This window comes from Hymenobacter polaris, assembly GCF_012927305.1.
GTDB lineage: Bacteria > Bacteroidota > Bacteroidia > Cytophagales > Hymenobacteraceae > Hymenobacter > Hymenobacter polaris.
The window spans coordinates 860,061-877,794 of record NZ_JABBGH010000002.1 but is presented as its reverse complement, the minus strand read 5'-3'; the positions used below and the strand labels follow the sequence as shown (position 1 = coordinate 877,794).

At 63.3% G+C, this 17,734-nt stretch carries 15 protein-coding genes; 5 read left to right on the top strand and 10 right to left on the bottom strand.

All coding sequences use genetic code 11. The features are described 5' to 3' along the window. The first annotated feature begins 4 nt into the window (after positions 1–4). The 4 genes from HHL22_RS13990 to HHL22_RS13975 all read left to right on the top strand — a co-directional run bounded on the left by HHL22_RS13990 (position 5) and on the right by HHL22_RS13975 (position 5,449). On the top strand, positions 5–1,954 hold the full coding sequence (locus tag HHL22_RS13990; protein ID WP_169531967.1) for an SBBP repeat-containing protein: 1,950 nt from the start codon (positions 5–7) through the stop codon (positions 1,952–1,954). Between the two features lie 73 nt (positions 1,955–2,027). Continuing rightward, entirely contained in the window at positions 2,028–2,516 is a 489-nt protein-coding gene (locus HHL22_RS13985; protein WP_169531966.1) for a hypothetical protein, read from the top strand. 82 nt (positions 2,517–2,598) lie between these two features. Beyond that, positions 2,599–4,935 (top strand): TonB-dependent receptor, encoded by a 2,337-nt coding sequence (locus HHL22_RS13980; protein WP_169531965.1) that lies wholly within the window; start codon positions 2,599–2,601, stop codon positions 4,933–4,935. 148 nt (positions 4,936–5,083) lie between these two features. Further along, the gene (locus HHL22_RS13975) at positions 5,084–5,449 is read left to right on the top strand and encodes a heavy-metal-associated domain-containing protein (RefSeq protein ID WP_169531964.1); all 366 of its coding nucleotides are present in this window, start codon (positions 5,084–5,086) and stop codon (positions 5,447–5,449) included. Between the two features lie 242 nt (positions 5,450–5,691). On the opposite strand, the gene HHL22_RS13970 is transcribed toward HHL22_RS13975, so the two are convergent. The 10 genes from HHL22_RS13970 to HHL22_RS13925 form a co-directional block, all read right to left on the bottom strand. Then, positions 5,692–6,387, bottom strand: coding sequence for a fatty acid desaturase (locus HHL22_RS13970; RefSeq protein WP_169532456.1), 696 nt, complete (start codon positions 6,385–6,387; stop codon positions 5,692–5,694). Between the two features lie 302 nt (positions 6,388–6,689). Then, positions 6,690–7,544, bottom strand: coding sequence for a 4-hydroxy-3-methylbut-2-enyl diphosphate reductase (locus HHL22_RS13965; protein WP_195809285.1), 855 nt, complete (start codon positions 7,542–7,544; stop codon positions 6,690–6,692). Between the two features lie 186 nt (positions 7,545–7,730). Then, complete coding sequence (locus HHL22_RS13960; RefSeq protein ID WP_169531963.1) at positions 7,731–8,198, bottom strand: hypothetical protein; 468 nt, start codon at positions 8,196–8,198, stop codon at positions 7,731–7,733. A 153-nt stretch (positions 8,199–8,351) separates the two neighbouring features. Further along, positions 8,352–9,194, bottom strand: a complete 843-nt coding sequence (locus HHL22_RS13955; protein WP_169531962.1) for a phytoene/squalene synthase family protein — start codon at positions 9,192–9,194, stop codon at positions 8,352–8,354. Between the two features lie 114 nt (positions 9,195–9,308). Further along, on the bottom strand, positions 9,309–10,796 hold the full coding sequence (locus HHL22_RS13950; RefSeq protein ID WP_169531961.1) for a phytoene desaturase family protein: 1,488 nt from the start codon (positions 10,794–10,796) through the stop codon (positions 9,309–9,311). Between the two features lie 469 nt (positions 10,797–11,265). Next, complete coding sequence (locus HHL22_RS13945; protein ID WP_169531960.1) at positions 11,266–11,817, bottom strand: RNA polymerase sigma factor; 552 nt, start codon at positions 11,815–11,817, stop codon at positions 11,266–11,268. 156 nt (positions 11,818–11,973) lie between these two features. After that, on the bottom strand, positions 11,974–12,888 hold the full coding sequence (locus HHL22_RS13940; protein ID WP_169531959.1) for a MerR family transcriptional regulator: 915 nt from the start codon (positions 12,886–12,888) through the stop codon (positions 11,974–11,976). Between the two features lie 135 nt (positions 12,889–13,023). Further along, the gene (locus tag HHL22_RS13935; protein WP_169531958.1) at positions 13,024–13,503 is read right to left on the bottom strand and encodes a sterol desaturase family protein; all 480 of its coding nucleotides are present in this window, start codon (positions 13,501–13,503) and stop codon (positions 13,024–13,026) included. Positions 13,504–13,742: 239 nt separating this feature from the next. After that, positions 13,743–14,549: an enoyl-CoA hydratase/isomerase family protein gene (locus HHL22_RS13930; protein ID WP_169531957.1), complete on the bottom strand. Its 807-nt coding sequence runs from the start codon at positions 14,547–14,549 to the stop codon at positions 13,743–13,745. A 185-nt stretch (positions 14,550–14,734) separates the two neighbouring features. Further along, a complete protein-coding gene (locus HHL22_RS13925) occupies positions 14,735–17,032 on the bottom strand; it encodes a ComEC/Rec2 family competence protein (protein ID WP_169531956.1) in 2,298 nt (765 codons plus the stop codon). A 352-nt stretch (positions 17,033–17,384) separates the two neighbouring features. Between HHL22_RS13925 and HHL22_RS13920 the strand changes: the two genes are divergently transcribed. Further along, a complete protein-coding gene (locus HHL22_RS13920; RefSeq protein WP_169531955.1) occupies positions 17,385–17,729 on the top strand; it encodes a hypothetical protein in 345 nt (114 codons plus the stop codon). The last annotated feature ends 5 nt before the right edge of the window (positions 17,730–17,734 follow it).

Below are 17,734 nucleotides of genomic sequence, written 5' to 3'. Positions count from 1 at the left end.
CGCTTTGTATCTGCTTGGGCTGCTTGGTACGCTGCCGCTGGCTGGCAAAGCACAAGCTCCCGCGCTGGGGCCGGCAGTGGTAGTAGGCAGCTATACCTTGCCGGCCCAGAGTTTGGTCACGAGCAACGCGCTCGACGCGCAGGGCAACGTGTACGTAACGGGCTGCTTTTACGGCACCGCGCAGTTCGGCAGCATTTCGCTGACGAGCTATTACGGGCACGGGTTTGTCGCCAAGTTCGACGGTGCGGGTACCTGCCAGTGGGCGCGGCAGGTGGAAAGCCCGGTCAACAGCTTCTGCGGCGATGTGGCCGTGGATGCGGCGGGCAACGCCACCATCAGCGGCGAGTTTGCCACGGCCGCTACGTTCGGCCCCATTACCTTGGTCAACCCCGACTCGCAGCACGGTACGGCCGATATTTTCGTGGCGCGTATCGACCCTAACGGCAACTGGCTGTGGGCTGCCCGCGCGGGCGGCACCGGGCAGGACGCCTCCAACGCGCTGGCCCTCGATGCGGCCGGCAACGTGTACGTGACCGGGGGCTTTATGAGTGCCACCGCTGCGTTTGGCACCACGGAGCTGGCCAACGTTACCCTAGGGCGCACCAGCTCCGCCGACCTGTTTGTGGCTAAGCTCTCGCCGCAGGGCGCTTGGCTGTGGGCGCGCGGCGGCGGGGGCGGCGCCAGTGATACCGGCCGCGCGCTGGCACTGGACGCCAGCGCCAACGTGTACCTAACGGGCCAGACCCAAGCGGCCGGCGCCACCTTCGGCCCGCTAACGGTAGCCGGCGCCGCCCGTACCAACGAAAACGTATTAGCAGCCAAACTCGACTCGGCCGGCACCTGGCAGTGGGCCGTGTTGGGTGGGGGGCAGGTTTACGACGATAACGGCTACGGCATCGCCGTCGATGCGGTGGGGAATGCCTACGTAACTGGCCGGTTTACCAGCCCCACGGCCACGTTTGGCACTACCACCCTCACCAACACCGACAGCGGCGGGGGCGGCTACGGCGACGTATTTGTAGCGCAGCTTACCAGCGCTGGCCAGTGGAAGTGGGCTACTCAAGCTGGCGGCCCAAACGATGACTATGGCAGCGACCTAGTGCTCGATGGTACCGGCCGGCTGGCCGTGGTAGGCAGCTACGCCAGCAGCACGGCGCAGTTTGGAGCCACCACGCTCACTAATACCGCGGGCGGGCGGGTGGTACCCTATCCCAACAGCCTTTTTCTGTCTTACCTCAGCCTAGGAGGCACCTGGCTAGGCACGACTAGCAGCCAAGCCGGGGAGGGGCAGCGCCTGGCCTGCCTGGCCGCCGATGCGCGGGGTAACCTCAGCCTGGCCGGCAGTTTTCAAGGGGCTAGCTTTACCCTAGGCGACACTACCCTGGCGGGCGGCACGGGCGGGCCGACTACTGGCTTCGTCACGCTAGCCCCAACGGTGCCTGTGCTGGCCGCGTTCGCCCCCGCCAGCGGGGCGCCGGGCCAGGTAGTCACCATCACCGGCACCGGCTTCGCGGGCGTTACCGATGTGCTGTTCAATGAGAAGCCGGCGGCGGCTTTCACGGTGCAGTCGGCCACGCGGCTGCTGGCTACCGTGCCGGCGGGCGTCGTGCCCGGCCCCATTAGCGTGCGCACCAGCCGTGGCAGCACCACTTCACCAGCGGTATTTCTGCCCCTGGCGCTGGCCGCCGTGCCCGCCGCGCCCGCCGACGAGGACGCCCTCTGGCCTAACCCCGCCGCCGCGGGCGAGCCCTGGCAAGTGCGCCGGCCGGCCGGCACCCCCACTGGCCTCGCGCAAGCCACTGTGCGCAACGTGCTGGGCCAGGTGGTGTTCACCACGCAGTTCAGTGGCTCGGCTGCCCGCCTGCTAGTGCCGCGCCTGGCGCCCGGCGTGTATCAGCTAATCCTGGCCACCGCCGGGCAGGCCCGTCAGCACCGGGTGGTAGTGGCCGAATAGTGCTGGCGCCCGGCGCAAATCCTGCACCTTCCGACCCTAATTGCGCACCCCGCTGCGTCGTACCTTTGCGCCCGTGATGCCGCGCCAACTGCCCGTCTGCTACCGCCTGCTCAGCGCCTTTCTGGCGCTGCTGGTGCTGGCTACGTCGGTAGGCCTCACGGCCGAGCGGCACCGCTGCCGCATCAGCGGGCGCAGTACGGTGGCCTTGGTGCTGCCGGGGGGCCTAGGGCACGATGCCGCCGCCGAGGCGCCCACCAAACCGGGCCAGCCCTGCGGCACCCGCAAGTTGGCCCTGGCCAAGCGCGCCGATGGCTGCTGCGACATCAGCCACGTGCTGCACAAGCTCGACGCCAAGCAACACGCCGGCGGCCCCACCAAGTTGCTGCCCGAGCCGCCGCACTGGCTGCCGGCCCTGCTGCCCGCGCTGGTGTGGGCGGGCCTGGGCGGCACCGCGCCGCTGGCGGCCGGCGTGGCCGTGGGCACGGCCGGTGGGCCGTCGCCGCCCGGTGCCCCCAGGGCGGGGCGCGTCCTGCTTGCCTTCCTCGGCACCCTCATCGTCTAGGGCTTTTTCTGAACGGTTACCAGCTTTGCTTTCGGGCGAAGCTGGGCTTTACTATTTCAGGAATAGCTAACTTACAGACGATATGACTTCTAGTAGCGGAAATATTTCGCGCCTTCTTTTAGTGGTGCTGCTAAGCGGCTCGTCGCTGCTGGCGCGGGCCCAGAGCGGCGCGGCCGTGCGCGGCGAGGTGCGCGACGCCCGCGGGCCGCTGCCCGGCGCCGTGGTGCGCTGGCTGCTGCCCGGCGGCGCCGACGGCCCCAGCACCGCCACCGACGGGGCCGGCCAATTTACGCTGCCCTTCCCGGCCCAGGCAAGCCACCGCGTGGTGGTGAGCGGCCTGGGGTATAAAGCCGATACGGTGGCCGTGCCCGTGGGCAGCATGTCGCCCTACCTGCGCGTGGCCCTCACCGGCGACGGCACGGCCTTGGGCGAAGTGACCGTGACCGGCCGCCAACAGGCGTACTCGGCCAAGGCGGTGGGCAGCCTGCAAACCATCAGCGCCCGCGACCTCACCAAGTCGGCCTGCTGCAACCTGGCCGAGAGCTTCGAAACCAACGCTGCCGTGGAGGTGAGCACCGCCGATGCCGTGAGCGGGGCCAAGCAGATTCAGCTGCTGGGCCTCGACGGCGCCTACTCGCTGCTGACCGTGGACAACCAGCCGGCGCTGCGGGGCCTCTCGGCGCCCTACCGCCTAGGGTACCTGGCGGGGCCCTGGATTGGCAACATCGACATCATCAAGGGCACGGGCTCGGTGGTGAACGGCTACGAGGGCATCTCGGGCCAGGTGAACGTGCAGCTCAAGGAGCCCGACAAAACCGACGCCCTGCTGCTGAACGCCTACGTCAACGACCTGGGCAAATTCGACCTGAACGCCGTGGCCTCGCAGCGCATCACTAAGAAGTGGAGCAACGAGCTGCTGCTGCACAACGACCACCTGGGCGATCGCGTGGACCGCAACGGCGATGGGTTTCTGGATTTGCCGCTGGCCACCCAGTTCAATGCCTACGACAAGGTGAAGTATATGAGCGGCACCGGGCTGGTGGCCGAGCTAGGCGCCGGCGCCATCGTCGAAAACCGCCTAGGGGGGCAGGTGGGCTTCGACAAAGACGCGCCTAATGCTTACGTAGCCAACTACGGCACCAGCCAAACCACCCACCGCTACACTGCCCAGTCGCGCACCAGCTACACCTGGCCCGGCCGGCCGTTCCAGAGCCTGGGGCTGCTGGCCAACGCCACCAGCCACGACTTCACCAGCGCCTACTCGTACCGCCAGGACAGCGGCCCGCGCACCTACGACGGCCACCAGAACACCGGTCAGGCCACGCTGCTCTTCCAAAGCATCATCGGCGATACGCGCCACACCTACCGCGCCGGCCTGAGCTTCTTGTACGACGACTACCGCGAGCGCCTGAGCGACCACCGCGTGTATTCCACTGACACTCAGGCCAGCATCGACGCCCGCGAGCTGCGCCTGCGCACCGAGCGCGTGCCTGGCGCCTTCGCGGAGTACACCTACACCAACACCCGCAACCTGACCGCCGTGCTGGGCTTGCGCACCGACTACCACAACCTCTACGGCTGGCAAGTCACGCCCCGCTTCAACCTGAAGTACGACCTGACGCCCACCAACTCGCTGCGCCTTTCGGCCGGCCGGGGCCTGCGCGTGCCCAACCCCATTGCCGACAACCAGGCCCAGCTGGCCAGCGCCCGCCAGTACTACATCGGCCCCAACCTGCGCCCCGAAATTGCCTGGAACGTGGGCGGCTCCTACACGCGCTACTTCGAAGTGCTGGGCCGCCCGGCCACCTTCGTAGCCGACTACTACAGCACCATGTTCCAGAACCAGCTGGTGGCCGATATGTACACGGCCCCGCAGTTCATCATCCTCGACAACCTGCAGTCGGGCGCCCGCTCCTTTGCCCACAGCGTTCAGGCCGAGGTGCAGGCCGAGCCCGTGAGGGGCCTGCAAGTGAAGGCCGCCTACAAGTTTCTGAACGTGCAAAGCACTTACGACGGCCAGCTGCTGCCCAAGCCTCTCACGCCCCAGCACCGCGCCTTCCTGAACCTGGGCTACGCCACGGCCTTCGACAAATGGCGCGCCGACCTCACGGTGCAGTGGTTTGGGCAGCGCCCGCTGGCCCACCTGCCGGCCGATGGCCTAGGGGGCGGCCACCAGCACGGCACCGGCACCAGCACCCTGGAGTACGCCCCGCGCTTCGCCACCCTTACCACCCAGGTTACCCGCGCCTTCAAGCGCTTCGAGGTGTACGTGGGCGTCGAGGACCTTACCAATTTCCGCCAGCCCAACCCCATCCAGAACGCCGCCCAGCCCTTCTCGCCCGGCTTCGACGCCTCCATGGTGTGGGGCCCGGTCTACGGCCGCCTCACCTACGCCGGGGTGCGCTACACGATTAATTAAGACCGCAGATTTAGCGGATTTAACGGATTACGCAGATATGCTCGCCGGCCTGCGGCGGCGAGCTGATTACGTTTCTGGCTTGATTTTAAGTCATAAAGCTTCTTCTCTTCACTAGCACTTATTTCACTTTTTCAATTGTTTTAACCTCATGAAAGCTCTCGCATTTTCTATGCTGCTGGCCCTAGGGGCTACCGCCGCCCAGGCCCAGACTGCTCCCGTTGCCGCCGCTAAAAAGGGCGCCCCCGAGCAGGTGCAGTTCAAAACTTCGGCCGTGTGCGACATGTGCAAGGCCCGCCTCGAAAAGAGCCTGGCCTACGAAAAAGGCGTGCAGGCCGCCCACCTCGACGTGCCCAGCAAGGTGCTGACCGTGACCTACAACCCCGCCAAAACCACCCCCGCCGCCCTGCAAACCGCCGTGCAGAAAACCGGCTACGACGCCGACCAGCTCCAGGCCGACGCCCGCGCCTACGACCGCCTGCCCGACTGCTGCAAGAAAACCGCCGCGGCCCACTAAATCGCAGATTTAGCGGATTAAACGGATTGCACAGATACGCTCGCCAGCCTCCGGCGGCGAGCTGACTACGCGAACGTGAAGCATAGACACAAAAAAGGCCACCCTGGGGTGGCCTTTTTGCTGAATAGTAGCTTGTATGCAAAGGGCTGTGAACAGTTGAGCAACGAAATTCGCGTAGTCAGCTCGCTGCCGGAGGCAGGCGAGCGTATCTGTGCAATCCGTTAAATCCGCTAAATCTGCGGTCAGGCTTTAGCCCGCCACAGGCGCCACCAGGGCAGGTAGGGCTGGTCGTGGTGCTCGTAGTGGTAGCCGAAGAAGTAGCAGCTTACGAAGGCCCAGACGTGGTGCCGCAGCTGGCTGCGCGACTTGTGCTGGTTGGTGGCCTCGTGCTCGCCGCGATGGGGCAGGTAGGTGCCGAAGAAGAACAGCTGCAAGGTGGCCAGCACCGCCGGCACCATCCAAAAGGCAATGACGTTGGCCTGCGGAAACCAGATTTTGAGCACGTTGTAGGTGATAGCCATCGCCAGCACCTGCCACCAGGTCACGTAGTTCCAGGCGAAGCGCAGCAGCCAGGGCAAGAAGCCGGAGTGGTTTTCGGGATGAAAATCGGGGTCGTCCTGGGTGCCGACGTGGTGGTGGTGGTCGTGGTGCTTGGGCAGCTGCCTGGGAAACCAGTTGTAGGCAAACAGCAGCGCGCACAGCGTCCCAATGGCGTTGTTCAACGTCTTATTCGGGCTTACCACGCCGTGCATGGCGTCGTGCGCCGTGATGTAAAGGCCCGTGTAAAGGTGCATCTGCAGCAGCACCAGCAAGTAGGGCGCCGCCGAGTGCCAGTCGGGCCGATAAAAGGCTAGCAGATACGCAAGCAGCCCCGCCCAAGCCGCCAGGATGACGCCCGCCGCCAGCACCCCGCGCCCCCCTAGGGGCCGCGGCGCCACCCGAACCGCAGGTTGAACGGATAGCGCAGATACGCTCTCCTGCGGCGGGCTGACTACGTGGGTGGTACTCGGGGAGTGGGAATAGATGACTGACACGGCAAATACTATAAAGCGCTGACGGCCATCCGGCCCTTCTGCTATCTGCTAACTTACTTATAACCTATTTACTGCCCCGAAAGTCGTTTCTACCCCAATTAATTTACCATATCAGTCCTCTATTCCACTCCCGTCCCAGCCGCGTAGCCAGCTTGCCGCCAGGCAAGCGTATCCGCGGAATCTGTTAAATCCGTTAAATCTGCGGTCTAGAAGCGGGCCAGTTCGTCGCGCACCTGCTCCATGAGCCACATGGGGGTGCTGGTGGCTCCGCAGATACCCACCGACTGCCCCGGCCCGAACCACTCGGGCGTCAATTCGCCGGGGTGCGACACGAAGTGCGTGCGCGGGTTGGTTTCCTTGCAGGCCTGGTAGAGCACGCGGCCGTTGGAGCTTTTGGTGCCGCTCACAAACACTACCTGGTCGAACTGTGCCGCGAAACGGCGCAAGTCCAGGTCGCGGTTGCTTACCTGGCGGCAGATGGTGTCGTTGGCGTTCACCTGGTAGCCCCTGGTTTCCAGCTCGTTCTTAATGTGGTAAAACGAATCGGTGCTCTTAGTGGTCTGGCTATAGAGCGTCACGTTGGGCGGCAGCTCGTGGCGCAGCAACTCGTCCAAGCTCTCAAATACCAGCGCCTCACCGCCGGTCTGGCCCAGCAGGCCGCGCACCTCGGCGTGGCCGTGCTTGCCGTAAATTAAGATTTTCTCCTTGCGGTCGAAGCTGGCCTTAATGCGGTTTTGTAGCTTGAGCACCACCGGGCAGCTGGCATCAATCAGGGTCAGGTTGTTTTCGAGGGCGCGCTGGTAGGTGCTGGGCGGCTCACCGTGGGCCCGGATGAGCACCGCCTCGTTGTGCAACACCGCCAGCTGCTCGTAGTCGATGATGCGTAAGCCCTTGTTTTCCAAGCGCTGCACCTCCTCGTCGTTGTGCACGATATCGCCCAGGCAGTAGAGGTAGCCTTGCTCGGCCAGCAGGTCTTCGGCCATCTGAATGGCATAAACCACCCCAAAGCAAAAGCCGGAGCCGGAATCGATGCGAATGCTAAGGTGCAAGCCGGACTGCATACCGCGAAGCTAACTGAAAATCTCGCCGCAAGGTTGTTGCGGAGCTTATCTTTTCACGCCAAAATTCAACTATTTCGCTTCTGAGTTATGCACTCTGTCAGCGCCTGGCTTCCAGTAAGCTGCTGGCCTTGCTGGCAGCTAGTCCCCCTAGGGTCGCGCTTAGGCTAGATGGCGGTACCGGCACTATTAGTCCTTCACCCGCGCCAGTTGCTCGGCCGCCTCGCCCGACACGTGCCCGCGCCCTACCAAAAAGCCCCGCACCGTGCGGAAAGCCTCGTCGTCGAGCCCCGAGTTTGGGTGCTGCAGCGCCGCATTCAGCAAGAAGCCTTTGTCCTCGTCCACGTGCTTGCTTAGCCCCAGAAAGGGCGGCAAATTGCTTTCAACCGAGAAGCGCAGAAAGCGAATTTCGGCGCTTTGGGGGGCTAGGCCCACGGCCTGCTCGAAGGTGCGTGCCGCCTGCTGCACGTAGCTCAGCTTGTTGAGCATCGACGCATCGCGGGCTTTAATAGCCTCGGAGGCAGCCTTATAGCCCAGCACCAGCGGCTCCTGGCCGTGGTAGGCTTGCAGGGTGTTGTAGAACGCTTCACCGGCTTCTTTGCCGGCGGCGGCCAGCTCGTATTGGCGGCGCAGGGCCGCGGGCGTGTAGGCAGACATAGAGTGGAAAAGGGGAAATGCCGGTTGCTCGGCCCGCACCGAAGCAGTGGCGGGTAGCAAGAACAAGCCTAGTAGCAGCGGCACTCTCATGCCGTAAAGATAAACACTAGCTATTAAATGAATTTTTAATGAATTAATGCTGAGCTTACTAGCCTACTCTGCCCGTAGCCGGAAGCGCAGCCACGAGCCCAGCAGCAGCAGCAGCTTGGTATTGTCGGGCAGGCGCACGCGCTCGGCCAGCACCTGGGTAGCGGGGGCCTGCCGCAGCTTCTGAAATAGCTTGAGGTAGTAGATGTAGGCCAGGTACACCCCTAGGCGCGAGGTGCGCGGCAGCTGCTGAATACCCACGTAGGCAGCGTCAAAATCGGCCCGGATGTCGGCTTCCACCGCCCGCTTGGCGGCATCGTCGAACTGCTCGTAGCGCAGGCCAGGGAAGTACACGCGGCCCCGGTCCTCGTAGTCAGAGCGGATATCGCGCAGGAAATTCACCTTCTGAAACGCCGCACCCAACCGCCGCGCCGGCTCGCGCAGGTGCGCAAACAGGGCCGGCTGGCCCTGGCAAAACACGCGCAGGCACATCAGCCCCACCACCTCGGCCGAGCCGTAAATGTATTTCTCGTACAGCTCCTGGCGATAGTTGCGGTCCTCCAAATCCATCTCCATACTGCGCAAAAACGCATCAATGAACTCGTGCTCAATTCCGTAGGTGTTCACCGCCCACTGAAAAGCGTGCAGCACCGGGTTTAGGCTGAAGCCCGCCGCAATGGCCGCGTAGGTGTCCTGCTCGAAGGCCGCCAGCAGCGCGGCCTTATCATACTCGTGGAAGGTGTCCACAATCTCATCGGCCCAGCGCACGAAGCCGTACACCGCGTAAATGGCCCGGTGCAGGGATTTATCCAGGGTGCGGATGCCCAACGAGAACGACGTGCTATAGCGCCGCGTGATGAGCTGCGCGCACGCTAGGCTAGTATCGGTAAAAAGCTGCTGGTGGTCCATCTGTAATCATTTTGTAAAAGACCGTCATGCTGAGCTTGCCGAAGCATCTCTACCGCATTATCCAGTTGCAGTGCAGTAGAGATGCTTCGGCAAGCTCAGCATGACGGTCTTCTTTCATTTTTGCATTTCCTTCAACACCTCGCCGGCCACTACCTGCCCCGAAATGAGCGAGGGCGGCACGCCCGGCCCTGGCACGGTCAGCTGCCCGGTGAAGTACAAATTATCAACTTTTTTGCTTTTCAGCGAGGGCTTTAAAATGGCCGTTTGCCCTAGGGTGTTAGCCAGGCCATAAGCGTTGCCCTTGAAGGAGTGGTAGTCGGCCACGAAGTCGCGGTGGGCGTAGCTGCGCTTGAACACTACGTGCGCGCGGATGGGGTGGCCGCAGTGCGCCTCCAGCCGGTCCATCAGCAGGTTGTAGTATTTCTCACGGGTGGCTTCGGGGTCGTCGAGGCTGTGGGCCACGGGTATCAGCAGAAACAGGTTTTCCTGGCCGGCGGGCGCCACCGTGGGGTCGGTGCGGCTGGGCACCGAGGCATAGAACAGCGGCCGGCTGGGCCACTGCGGCTGCTCATAAATTTCGCGGGCGTGCTGGCCAAAGTCCTCGTCAAAGAACAGGTTGTGGTGCAGCAGCTTGTCCAGTTTGCGGTTCACCCCCAAATAAAAGAGCAGCGACGAAGGCGCCATCACGCGCGAGTTCCAGTACTGCGGCGAGTAGTGGCGATACTCAGGCGCCAGCACCTGCTGCTCAATGTGCTGGTAATCGGCGCCGGCCACTACGGCATCGGCCGGATAAAAGCCCGCGGCGGTGCGCACGCCAGTGGTGTGGCCGTTTTCCACCACTATCTCCGTTACTTCCTGGTTGTACTCGATATGCACGCCCTGCTCCTGGGCCAGCGCCACCAGGCCGCGCACTATCTGGTGCATGCCGCCCCTCGGGTACCAGGTGCCCAAAGCCAGGTCGGCGTAGTTCATGAGCGAGTACAGGGCCGGCGTGTTCTCGGGCGTGGCCCCGAGGAATAGTACCGGAAACTCAATGATTTTGAGCAGCTTGGGATGGCTGAAAAACTTGCGCGCGTGCTTGCTCATGCTTTGCAGCAGGTCAAGCCGCAGGGCGCCTTTCACGATGTCCCAATCCAGAAACTCGGTGAGCGAGCGGCTGGGCAGGTGCACAAATTTGTTGATGCCCACCTCGTACTTGTAGGCCGCCTGCGCCAAAAAGGCATCGAGCCTGGGCCCGCTGCCCGGCTCCAGGCGCTCGAAGAGCTGGCGCAGCTCTGCTCTGTCGGCCGGAATATCCACTAGGTCGTCGGGCCCGAAGATGACGCGGTAGGCGGGGTCGAGGCGCACGAGGTCGTAGTAATCGGCTACGCGCTTGCCAAACTTGGCGAAGTACTGCTCAAATACGTCGGGCATCCAGTACCAGCTCGGGCCCATGTCGAAGGTGAAGCCCTGGGCTTCAAACACCCGGGCCCGGCCGCCGGGACCACTATTTTTCTCAAGTAGCGTAACCTGCCAGCCAGCCTGGGCCAGCGTGGTAGCCGCCGATAGCCCGGCAAAGCCTGCGCCAATGACGACGGCCGAAGGAGATGCGGAAAAAGCCAAAAGAAACTAGGAAAAGAAGAATATATCGCAAGCTACGCCCGCTGGCTGCCACTGGCTCCTTCTATACTGGCTAACCCAAACGCGAGGTTTCTGCGCCAAGCCGCGAAATCCAGCCAAGGCCATTTCTTGCTTATCAATTTATTGAATATTAGTCATTTACAACCCATATAAATTTAGTGTATCAGCTAAGCAGTGAGTCATAAGCCAACAGGTAATTGAAAAAGGCGGTCATGCTGAGCCTACCGAAGCATCTTGGCTGGCGGTCCCGCCCCGGACGAAGCGGTAGAGATGCTTCGACTTCGCTCAGCATGACCGCCTTTTTCAATTACCTGTTGGCTTATGACTCACTACCACTACTATGATTCACTACTCAGCTGATAAGTGCTTTTCCAGCCCAGCCTAGGGGCCACCTACGCAAAAAGGCCCGCCGCTAGCAGTAGCGGCGGGCCTTAGTAGCAAATGCAGTTGCTTAGTCTTCAGCTTCTTCGGTAGTACTGGCGCGGCTGGCGCCGGCGGGAGCATACACGTGCAGCGCGGCCTTGAGGTCTTTGCGGGCGATGTGGATGCGGTTCTTCACCGTGCCAATCGGAATTTGCAGCTTCTCGGCAATTTCCAAGTACTTATAGCCGATGTAGTACATCATGAACGGCGTGCGGTAGTCGCTGCCCAGGCTGGCAATAGCCTCGTTGATGTCGCGCACCACAAAATCGGTAGTAGCGCCGTTGTGAGTGATGTAGTTCTCGTCGGTGTTGAAGTACTGGAAATACTCGGTCGAATCAATGTTCGAGCTGCGCTTGGTAATCTTGTTGTAGTTGTTGATGAACGTGTTGCGCATGATGGTATACAACCATGCCTTCAAGTTCGTCCCAGCCTTAAACTTGTCTTTGTTAAGCAGCGCCTTCAGCAAAGTCTCCTGCACAAGGTCCTTGGCATCGTCGGCGTCGCGGGTGAGGTTCATCGCTACGGGGCGCAGCGAGGAAGATATTTTCTGCACTTGGGAAGTGAATTCCAGAGAAGTCATACTGTTGAAGGGTTCGTGGCAGAATCTTAAACAAAGATAGATGTGCCTACTCGAATCCGGCTCACCCACGCTTGTTTTTTTAGACCTCCGTGCTTCAACTATCGCAGGCCGAAGCCTTTACGTGCAAACCCTCCCCGGTGGTCAACTTCGCCCCGCTTATTCGGCCACACTCGTCTCAAGCTCCTGATTCACAAACGGAATTAAATCCCGAAATTCGTGCAGGCACGCCAGCGGCAGCACGCCTTCGGGCAGCCCGGTAGCCTGCACGGCCAGCGTACCAAACAGCACCAGCGAGCCCTCGCTATACTGCTGGCGCAGCTCGCGGGCAAACGCCGCCACCTGCCCGCGCGGCGGCACGGTGGTGAGCACCGTGGCCAGGGCTGTGGGCCGGAAGGCGCGGGCGGCGGCCACCACGTCGGCCAGCGGCAGGTTGGGGCCCAGGTACAGCACCTGCTGGCCGCGGGCGCGCAGGGCGTAGTTCATAAACAGCAGCGCTAGCTCGTGCCACTCGCCCTCGGGCAGAAACAGCAGCCAACGCGGGGCATCGGCCGGGGCGGCCCCTAGGGGCAGCGCGTCGGTAGCGGCCAGCAACTCCTGGCGCAGCAGCTGGGCCACCAGGCGCTCCTGAGCGCCGCTCAGCGAGCCCTCGCGCCACGATACGCTCAGGCGCTGCAGCAGCGGATAGCCCAGGCGCAGCAGCGCTTCCTCGGGTCCTAGCTCGTCGATGGCCGTGTCCAGAATACCGTGCAGCCGCACCTCGTTGAGGTCGAGGGCCGCGGTTTGCAGGGCGTTGAGGCGGGGGCCGTCGGCGGGCTTCACCTCGTTGCACAGGGCGAGGGCGGCCGTCTGGCACTCCTCGGGGCTAAGGCGTACTACTTGCGAGATGCGCTGGCCTCGCCCGCAGAGCGTAGCCACGTTCAGCAAGCGGCGCAGGTCGGCCTCACCGTAAGTACGGATGTTGGTAAGGGTGCGCGTGGGGTGCAGCAGGTTATACCGCTGCTCCCAGATGCGGATGGTGTGCGCCTTCACGCCGGAAAGCTGCTCCAAATCGCTGATAGAATAACGGGCCACGATAGTAATTGCAGAAGGGTAAGGCCAAGCGTTTCGCCCGAAAGCGAACCACTTCAGATTGAATAGTATAGCGAAGAAATAGCTAAGGTAAGGCTAGTAATACTAACCTACTAATTCAAAAAGGCGCCAAATAGTTTAGGCCTCCGCCGGGCCGGCGCGGCGCGCGGCCTGCTCGCGCGCCAGGCGTAAGTACTTGGGCGACACCCACAACAACCCGAACTCCTGCGAGTGGTCGCGCCCCTGCGTTTTATGGTGCATTTTGTGGGCCATATTGAGGGCCCGCAAGTACACGCTATCGGTTTTTTTCCAGAACGGCAGGCGGCCGTGGATGAGCCCGTCGTGCACGAAAAAATAAACGCAGCCGTAGGCCGCAATGCCCACCCCCACCCAAAACCACCACCGGCTCCCGCCCTCCCCCGTCACGAACAGCGCGGCCGAAATAGCCCCGTAAATCACAAAAAACCAGTCGTTGCGCTCGAAGGGCCTAGGGCTAGGCCGCACGTGGTGCGAGCGGTGCAGCACCCACAGCGGCCCGTGCTGCACGTACTTGTGCATGAACCACGCCCAGAATTCCATGAAGGCGAAGGTAGCGCAGGCGATGAGCAGATGGGTCATTACTAGGCTTTTAGCTATTAAATTTGTTCCCAAATTAAACTTTCCAAAAAAGAGCGTCATGCTGAGCTTGCCGAAGCATCTCTCCCGCGGTAGTATAATCCTAACGTCAGGAGTTAGTTACCTGGTAGAGATGCTTCGGCAAGCTCAGCATGACGCTCTTTTCAATTTTTCTTGTTTGGGGACAGGTCTATTGGCTGTTAGCTAATAGTCAGCAGCCAATAGCTAACAACTAAGTGAAACTACCATTCAATCGGCTCCTTGTTTAGGAAGGCTTCGATGCCGCGCCGGCTATCGGCCGAGGCGCGGGCGTCGGCGTTGCGCTGGGCGGCGTAGCGCAGGCCTTCCTCCAGGCCCATTTCGGGCAGGTGGGCCAGTAGCTCCTTGGTTAGCTCCATGCTGTGGCCCGAGTTTTCGCGGGCCAGGCGCAGGGCGTAGTCGCGCACGGTGTCGGCCAGCGCCTCGCGCTCAACCAGAAACGTCACCAGCCCGTACTCCAGCGCCTGCTGGGCCGTGATGGTATCGCCGCTCAGCAGCAGCTGCTTGGCGCGCGACTCGCCCAGGCGCCGCACCAAAAACACGCTCACGATGGCGGGCAAAAAGCCGATTTTCACCTCGGTGTAGCCAAACTTGGCTTCGGGCACGGCAAAGGTGAAGTCGCAGAGGGTAGCCAGGCCGCAGCCACCGGCTAGGGCGTGGCCCTGCACCTGCCCAATCACGATTTTCTTGAGGGTGTAAATCTGGTAAAACAGCTGCATGAGGTGCGTGCTGTCGGCCAGGTTTTCCTGATACGTGTTCTCCTGCAGCTCCTGCAGGTACTTCAGGTCGGCGCCGGCGCAGAAGACGTCGCCGGTAGCGCGCAGCACAATAACCTTTATGTGGTCGTCGGCTTCGGCCTGCTCAAATGCTTTCTTTAGCTCAGTCACCACATTGGCGCTCAGCGCGTTGCGCTTAGCCGGGCGGTTGAGGGTAATGTAGGCCAGCCGGTCGTGCGTTTCGTATTGCAGAAAGCGTAGCGTAGCCAGTTCCGGAGTGATAGAGTCGGTCATAACACAATAAGGTACGGCAAAAGGCGGCCGCCGGGTTGGAAACCCCGGCCTAGCCCGACAATACTAGTCCAAACAATCGGGATTCGCGTTAAGGCGGAGCTTACTACAGTTTGGCAGCTAGAATAAGTAGCCCGTTCGGCGTTTGGGTAGCGGCGCAAAAATGATGCCCCAGTGCCCTAGGGGCCCTACTGCCCGGCCGGCAGCGCCCGCACGTAGGCGCCGCGCCTGCTCACGTCCCAGGGGCGAAAGCCAGCCGCGCGCAGGGTGGAATCTTGCCGCGCCACGTACCAGCGCTGGCACGACGCGTCGAACACCACCTGGGCCCTAGGGCCGAAATGCGCGGCCAGCGCACCGGGGGGCAGGTAGGCGTTGCGGCGCAGCACCACCACATCGGCCGGGTAGGCGGCAGCACCGGCCAGGCGCCGCAGCGTGCCGCTAACCACCGCCACGCGCAGGCCGTGCCAGCGGGCCAGCACCAGCGGCGCGGGCGGGTAGCGGCGGGCGGCCTCGGCACTGTCGGGCGGGGCCACGGCCCTAGCGGGCACCTGGCTGCCGCGCCAGCCCACGCAGTAGCGGGCCCGCGGCGTGCGGCGCTGTATCAAGCTGGGCAGCAGGCGGTAGGTGCGCTCGGTTTCGGAGAGGGGCAGCGAGTCGAGGGTCACAAACTCGGGGGCCGCGCCTTGCCAGAAGCCTAGCACCGAGCGGTGCGGAATGCTGTACACGACCAGCTCGCGCCGGGGCGCTACGGCCCGCGCCTCGGCCACCCGGCTGCCGCTGTAGGCGGCCAGCACAGCCACCGCCGCGCCCGCCCACGCCAGGCGCCGGCTCGCTACAAACGCTACCATCGACCCGATGAGCAGGTAAATGAGCAGCGTTTGCCCCTGGCTGAGGTGCACGCCGCCTACTACCGCGCCCGGCAGCAGGCGGCCCACCCAAAAAATGTATTCGTTGAACAGCCAAATCAGCTTTTCAAATACCCAGCCCCCGGCGCGCGGTAGGTAGTCGAGCCAGGGGGCCAGCGCGGGCAGCCCTAGGGCCAGCAGCGCCACCAAGCCCTTGACGGCCAGTAGCGCCACGCCCACGTACACGGCCAGGCTGGAAATGGGCACCGCAAAAAGGTTGGACAGCAGAAAGCTGAGCGGAAACTGGTGGAAATAATACAGCCCCAGCGGAAACGTAACCACCTGCGCTGCCAGCGAAAGCACCGTGAGCTGCCAGGCGGCATCGGCCAGGGTGGCGGCGGCGCCCCAGCTTTTTTGCACCCAATGGGGCTGGTAGCTGCGGCGCCTTTCCAGGAAAAAAGAGCGGGCATCGAGCAGCCGGGCCAACCGGGGCTGCCCGTAAATGATGCTCAGCACCGCCCCAAAGGAGAGCTGAAAGCCCACATCGCACAGCAAATAGGGGTTGTAGAGCAGCAGCAGAAAGGCCGCCGCGCACAGCGTGTTTAAGCTGTTGCTTTGCCGCTCAAACGCCTGGCCAATAATAACTAGCGTGAACATGACCGTGGCCCGCAGCACCGAGGCCGACAGGCCCGTGAGCAGCGCGTAGCTCCATATCAGCCCCAGGCCCAGCCCCGCCGTGAGCAGGCGCCGCCGCGCCACCGAGCCCCCTAGGGGCACCCGCGCCAGCAGCCACTGCAAGGCCGCAAACAGCAGCCCCACCTGCAACCCACTCACGGCCATGATGTGCGTGGTGCCGGTGTCGGCATACGCCTGGCGCGTGCCCTTGTCAATGTCGTCCTTGAAGCCCAGCACCAGCGCCGTGCCAATGGCGTACTCGCGGCGGCCGGGCACGTAGCGCCGAAATACGCTGTCGAGCTGCCCGGCGGCGCGCTGGCTGGCGGCCACCAGCAGGCTGCGGGGCGCGTAGCCCAGCACCTGGTACTGGCCGGGGTGCACGAACTGCGAAAAGTAAATTTGGTGATACCGTAAATACTGGCGGTAGTCGAACTCACCGGGATTGGCGGGGCCGCGGCTGGCCTCGGGGGTGCCGCGCACCAGCCACTGCTCGCCGTAGTGCGGGGCGGGCACGGCGGCGCCCGGCTCGTAGCGCGGCACGCTGATGCGCACGCCGCCGGTGGCCTCTTGCCAGCGCCCGGCCACCCGCACGGCCGTTACGCGCAGGGTGGTGGCGAAGGTAGCGGGCCGCACCACGGGCGCCTCGTCCACCACGGCGCGGTAGTATTCGATGCGCGGCACCACGTGGCCGATATGGTCGGGGCGGCGGCTTTCGGTACTGGCCTGGGTGCGGGCAAACCCTAGGGCGGCCACGGCCACCAAGCCCAGCAGCCCCACGGCATCGGTGGCGGCGGGCCCGCGCTGGCGCTGGCTGTAGAACCAAGCCAGTACGTAGAGCCCCACCAGCCCTAGGGCCCAGGGCGCGGCGCTGCCCGCCCAGCCTTGCCCCAGGTAGAGGTAGCCCGCCACCCCCAGCATGAAGGCCGCGGCCAGGCGCAAAAAAGGGGCGATAGACCAAGGCAACATAAGCTGGCGGCAGGGTTTAAACCGCATAGGTACAACACCCCGCCCGCTCGGCCGCCGCCCGCCGGCCAAGCCCACCAACCGGACCACTTGGCGCGGGCGCCGCCGCGCGCTTCCGAAAGAAAAGCGGCCGCTTTATGCCCGCCCGCTTACCCTGGCCGTATACAGAATTACCCCTTGAAAATCAAGGGATTTTAGGCGCCTTAGCTGGTCGCCGCCGCCCTGCCCCGCCCGTTGCCCACCGGGCAACCTGCATTAGCCCCCTAGGGCAGCCAGCGGCACTTAGTCAATCCTATTTCCTTTTGCAAGGACTCCCGGCTGGGGAGCCTTGCCTCATTTTTTCGCTTTATTAGCTATGCTCACCGATGCGTATTTGCAAAGCCTAGGCTTCACCGCCTCCCGCCTCGACCGAAAAGCCAACCGTGCCGAATTTGGCCACGCCTGGCGCTACCAGTTCGACCACGAAGCTTGCGACGGCACCCCGCTCTATATTGAGCACCCGCTCGGCATCGACGGCTGCCGCCTGAGCGCGCTGCCGGCCGCCCTGGCTGCGCAAGACGTGTTTGCCACGGTAGCCCTCACCGACCGGCCCGGCCTGGAAGCCGCCATCGGCGCCTTTTTTGCGGCCCACGGCGGCATGGGCGCCGTAGTGAAAGCCGACGCGCCGCTGCTGTTTCGCCCGTTTCAGCGGGCTCGCTAGGCGCG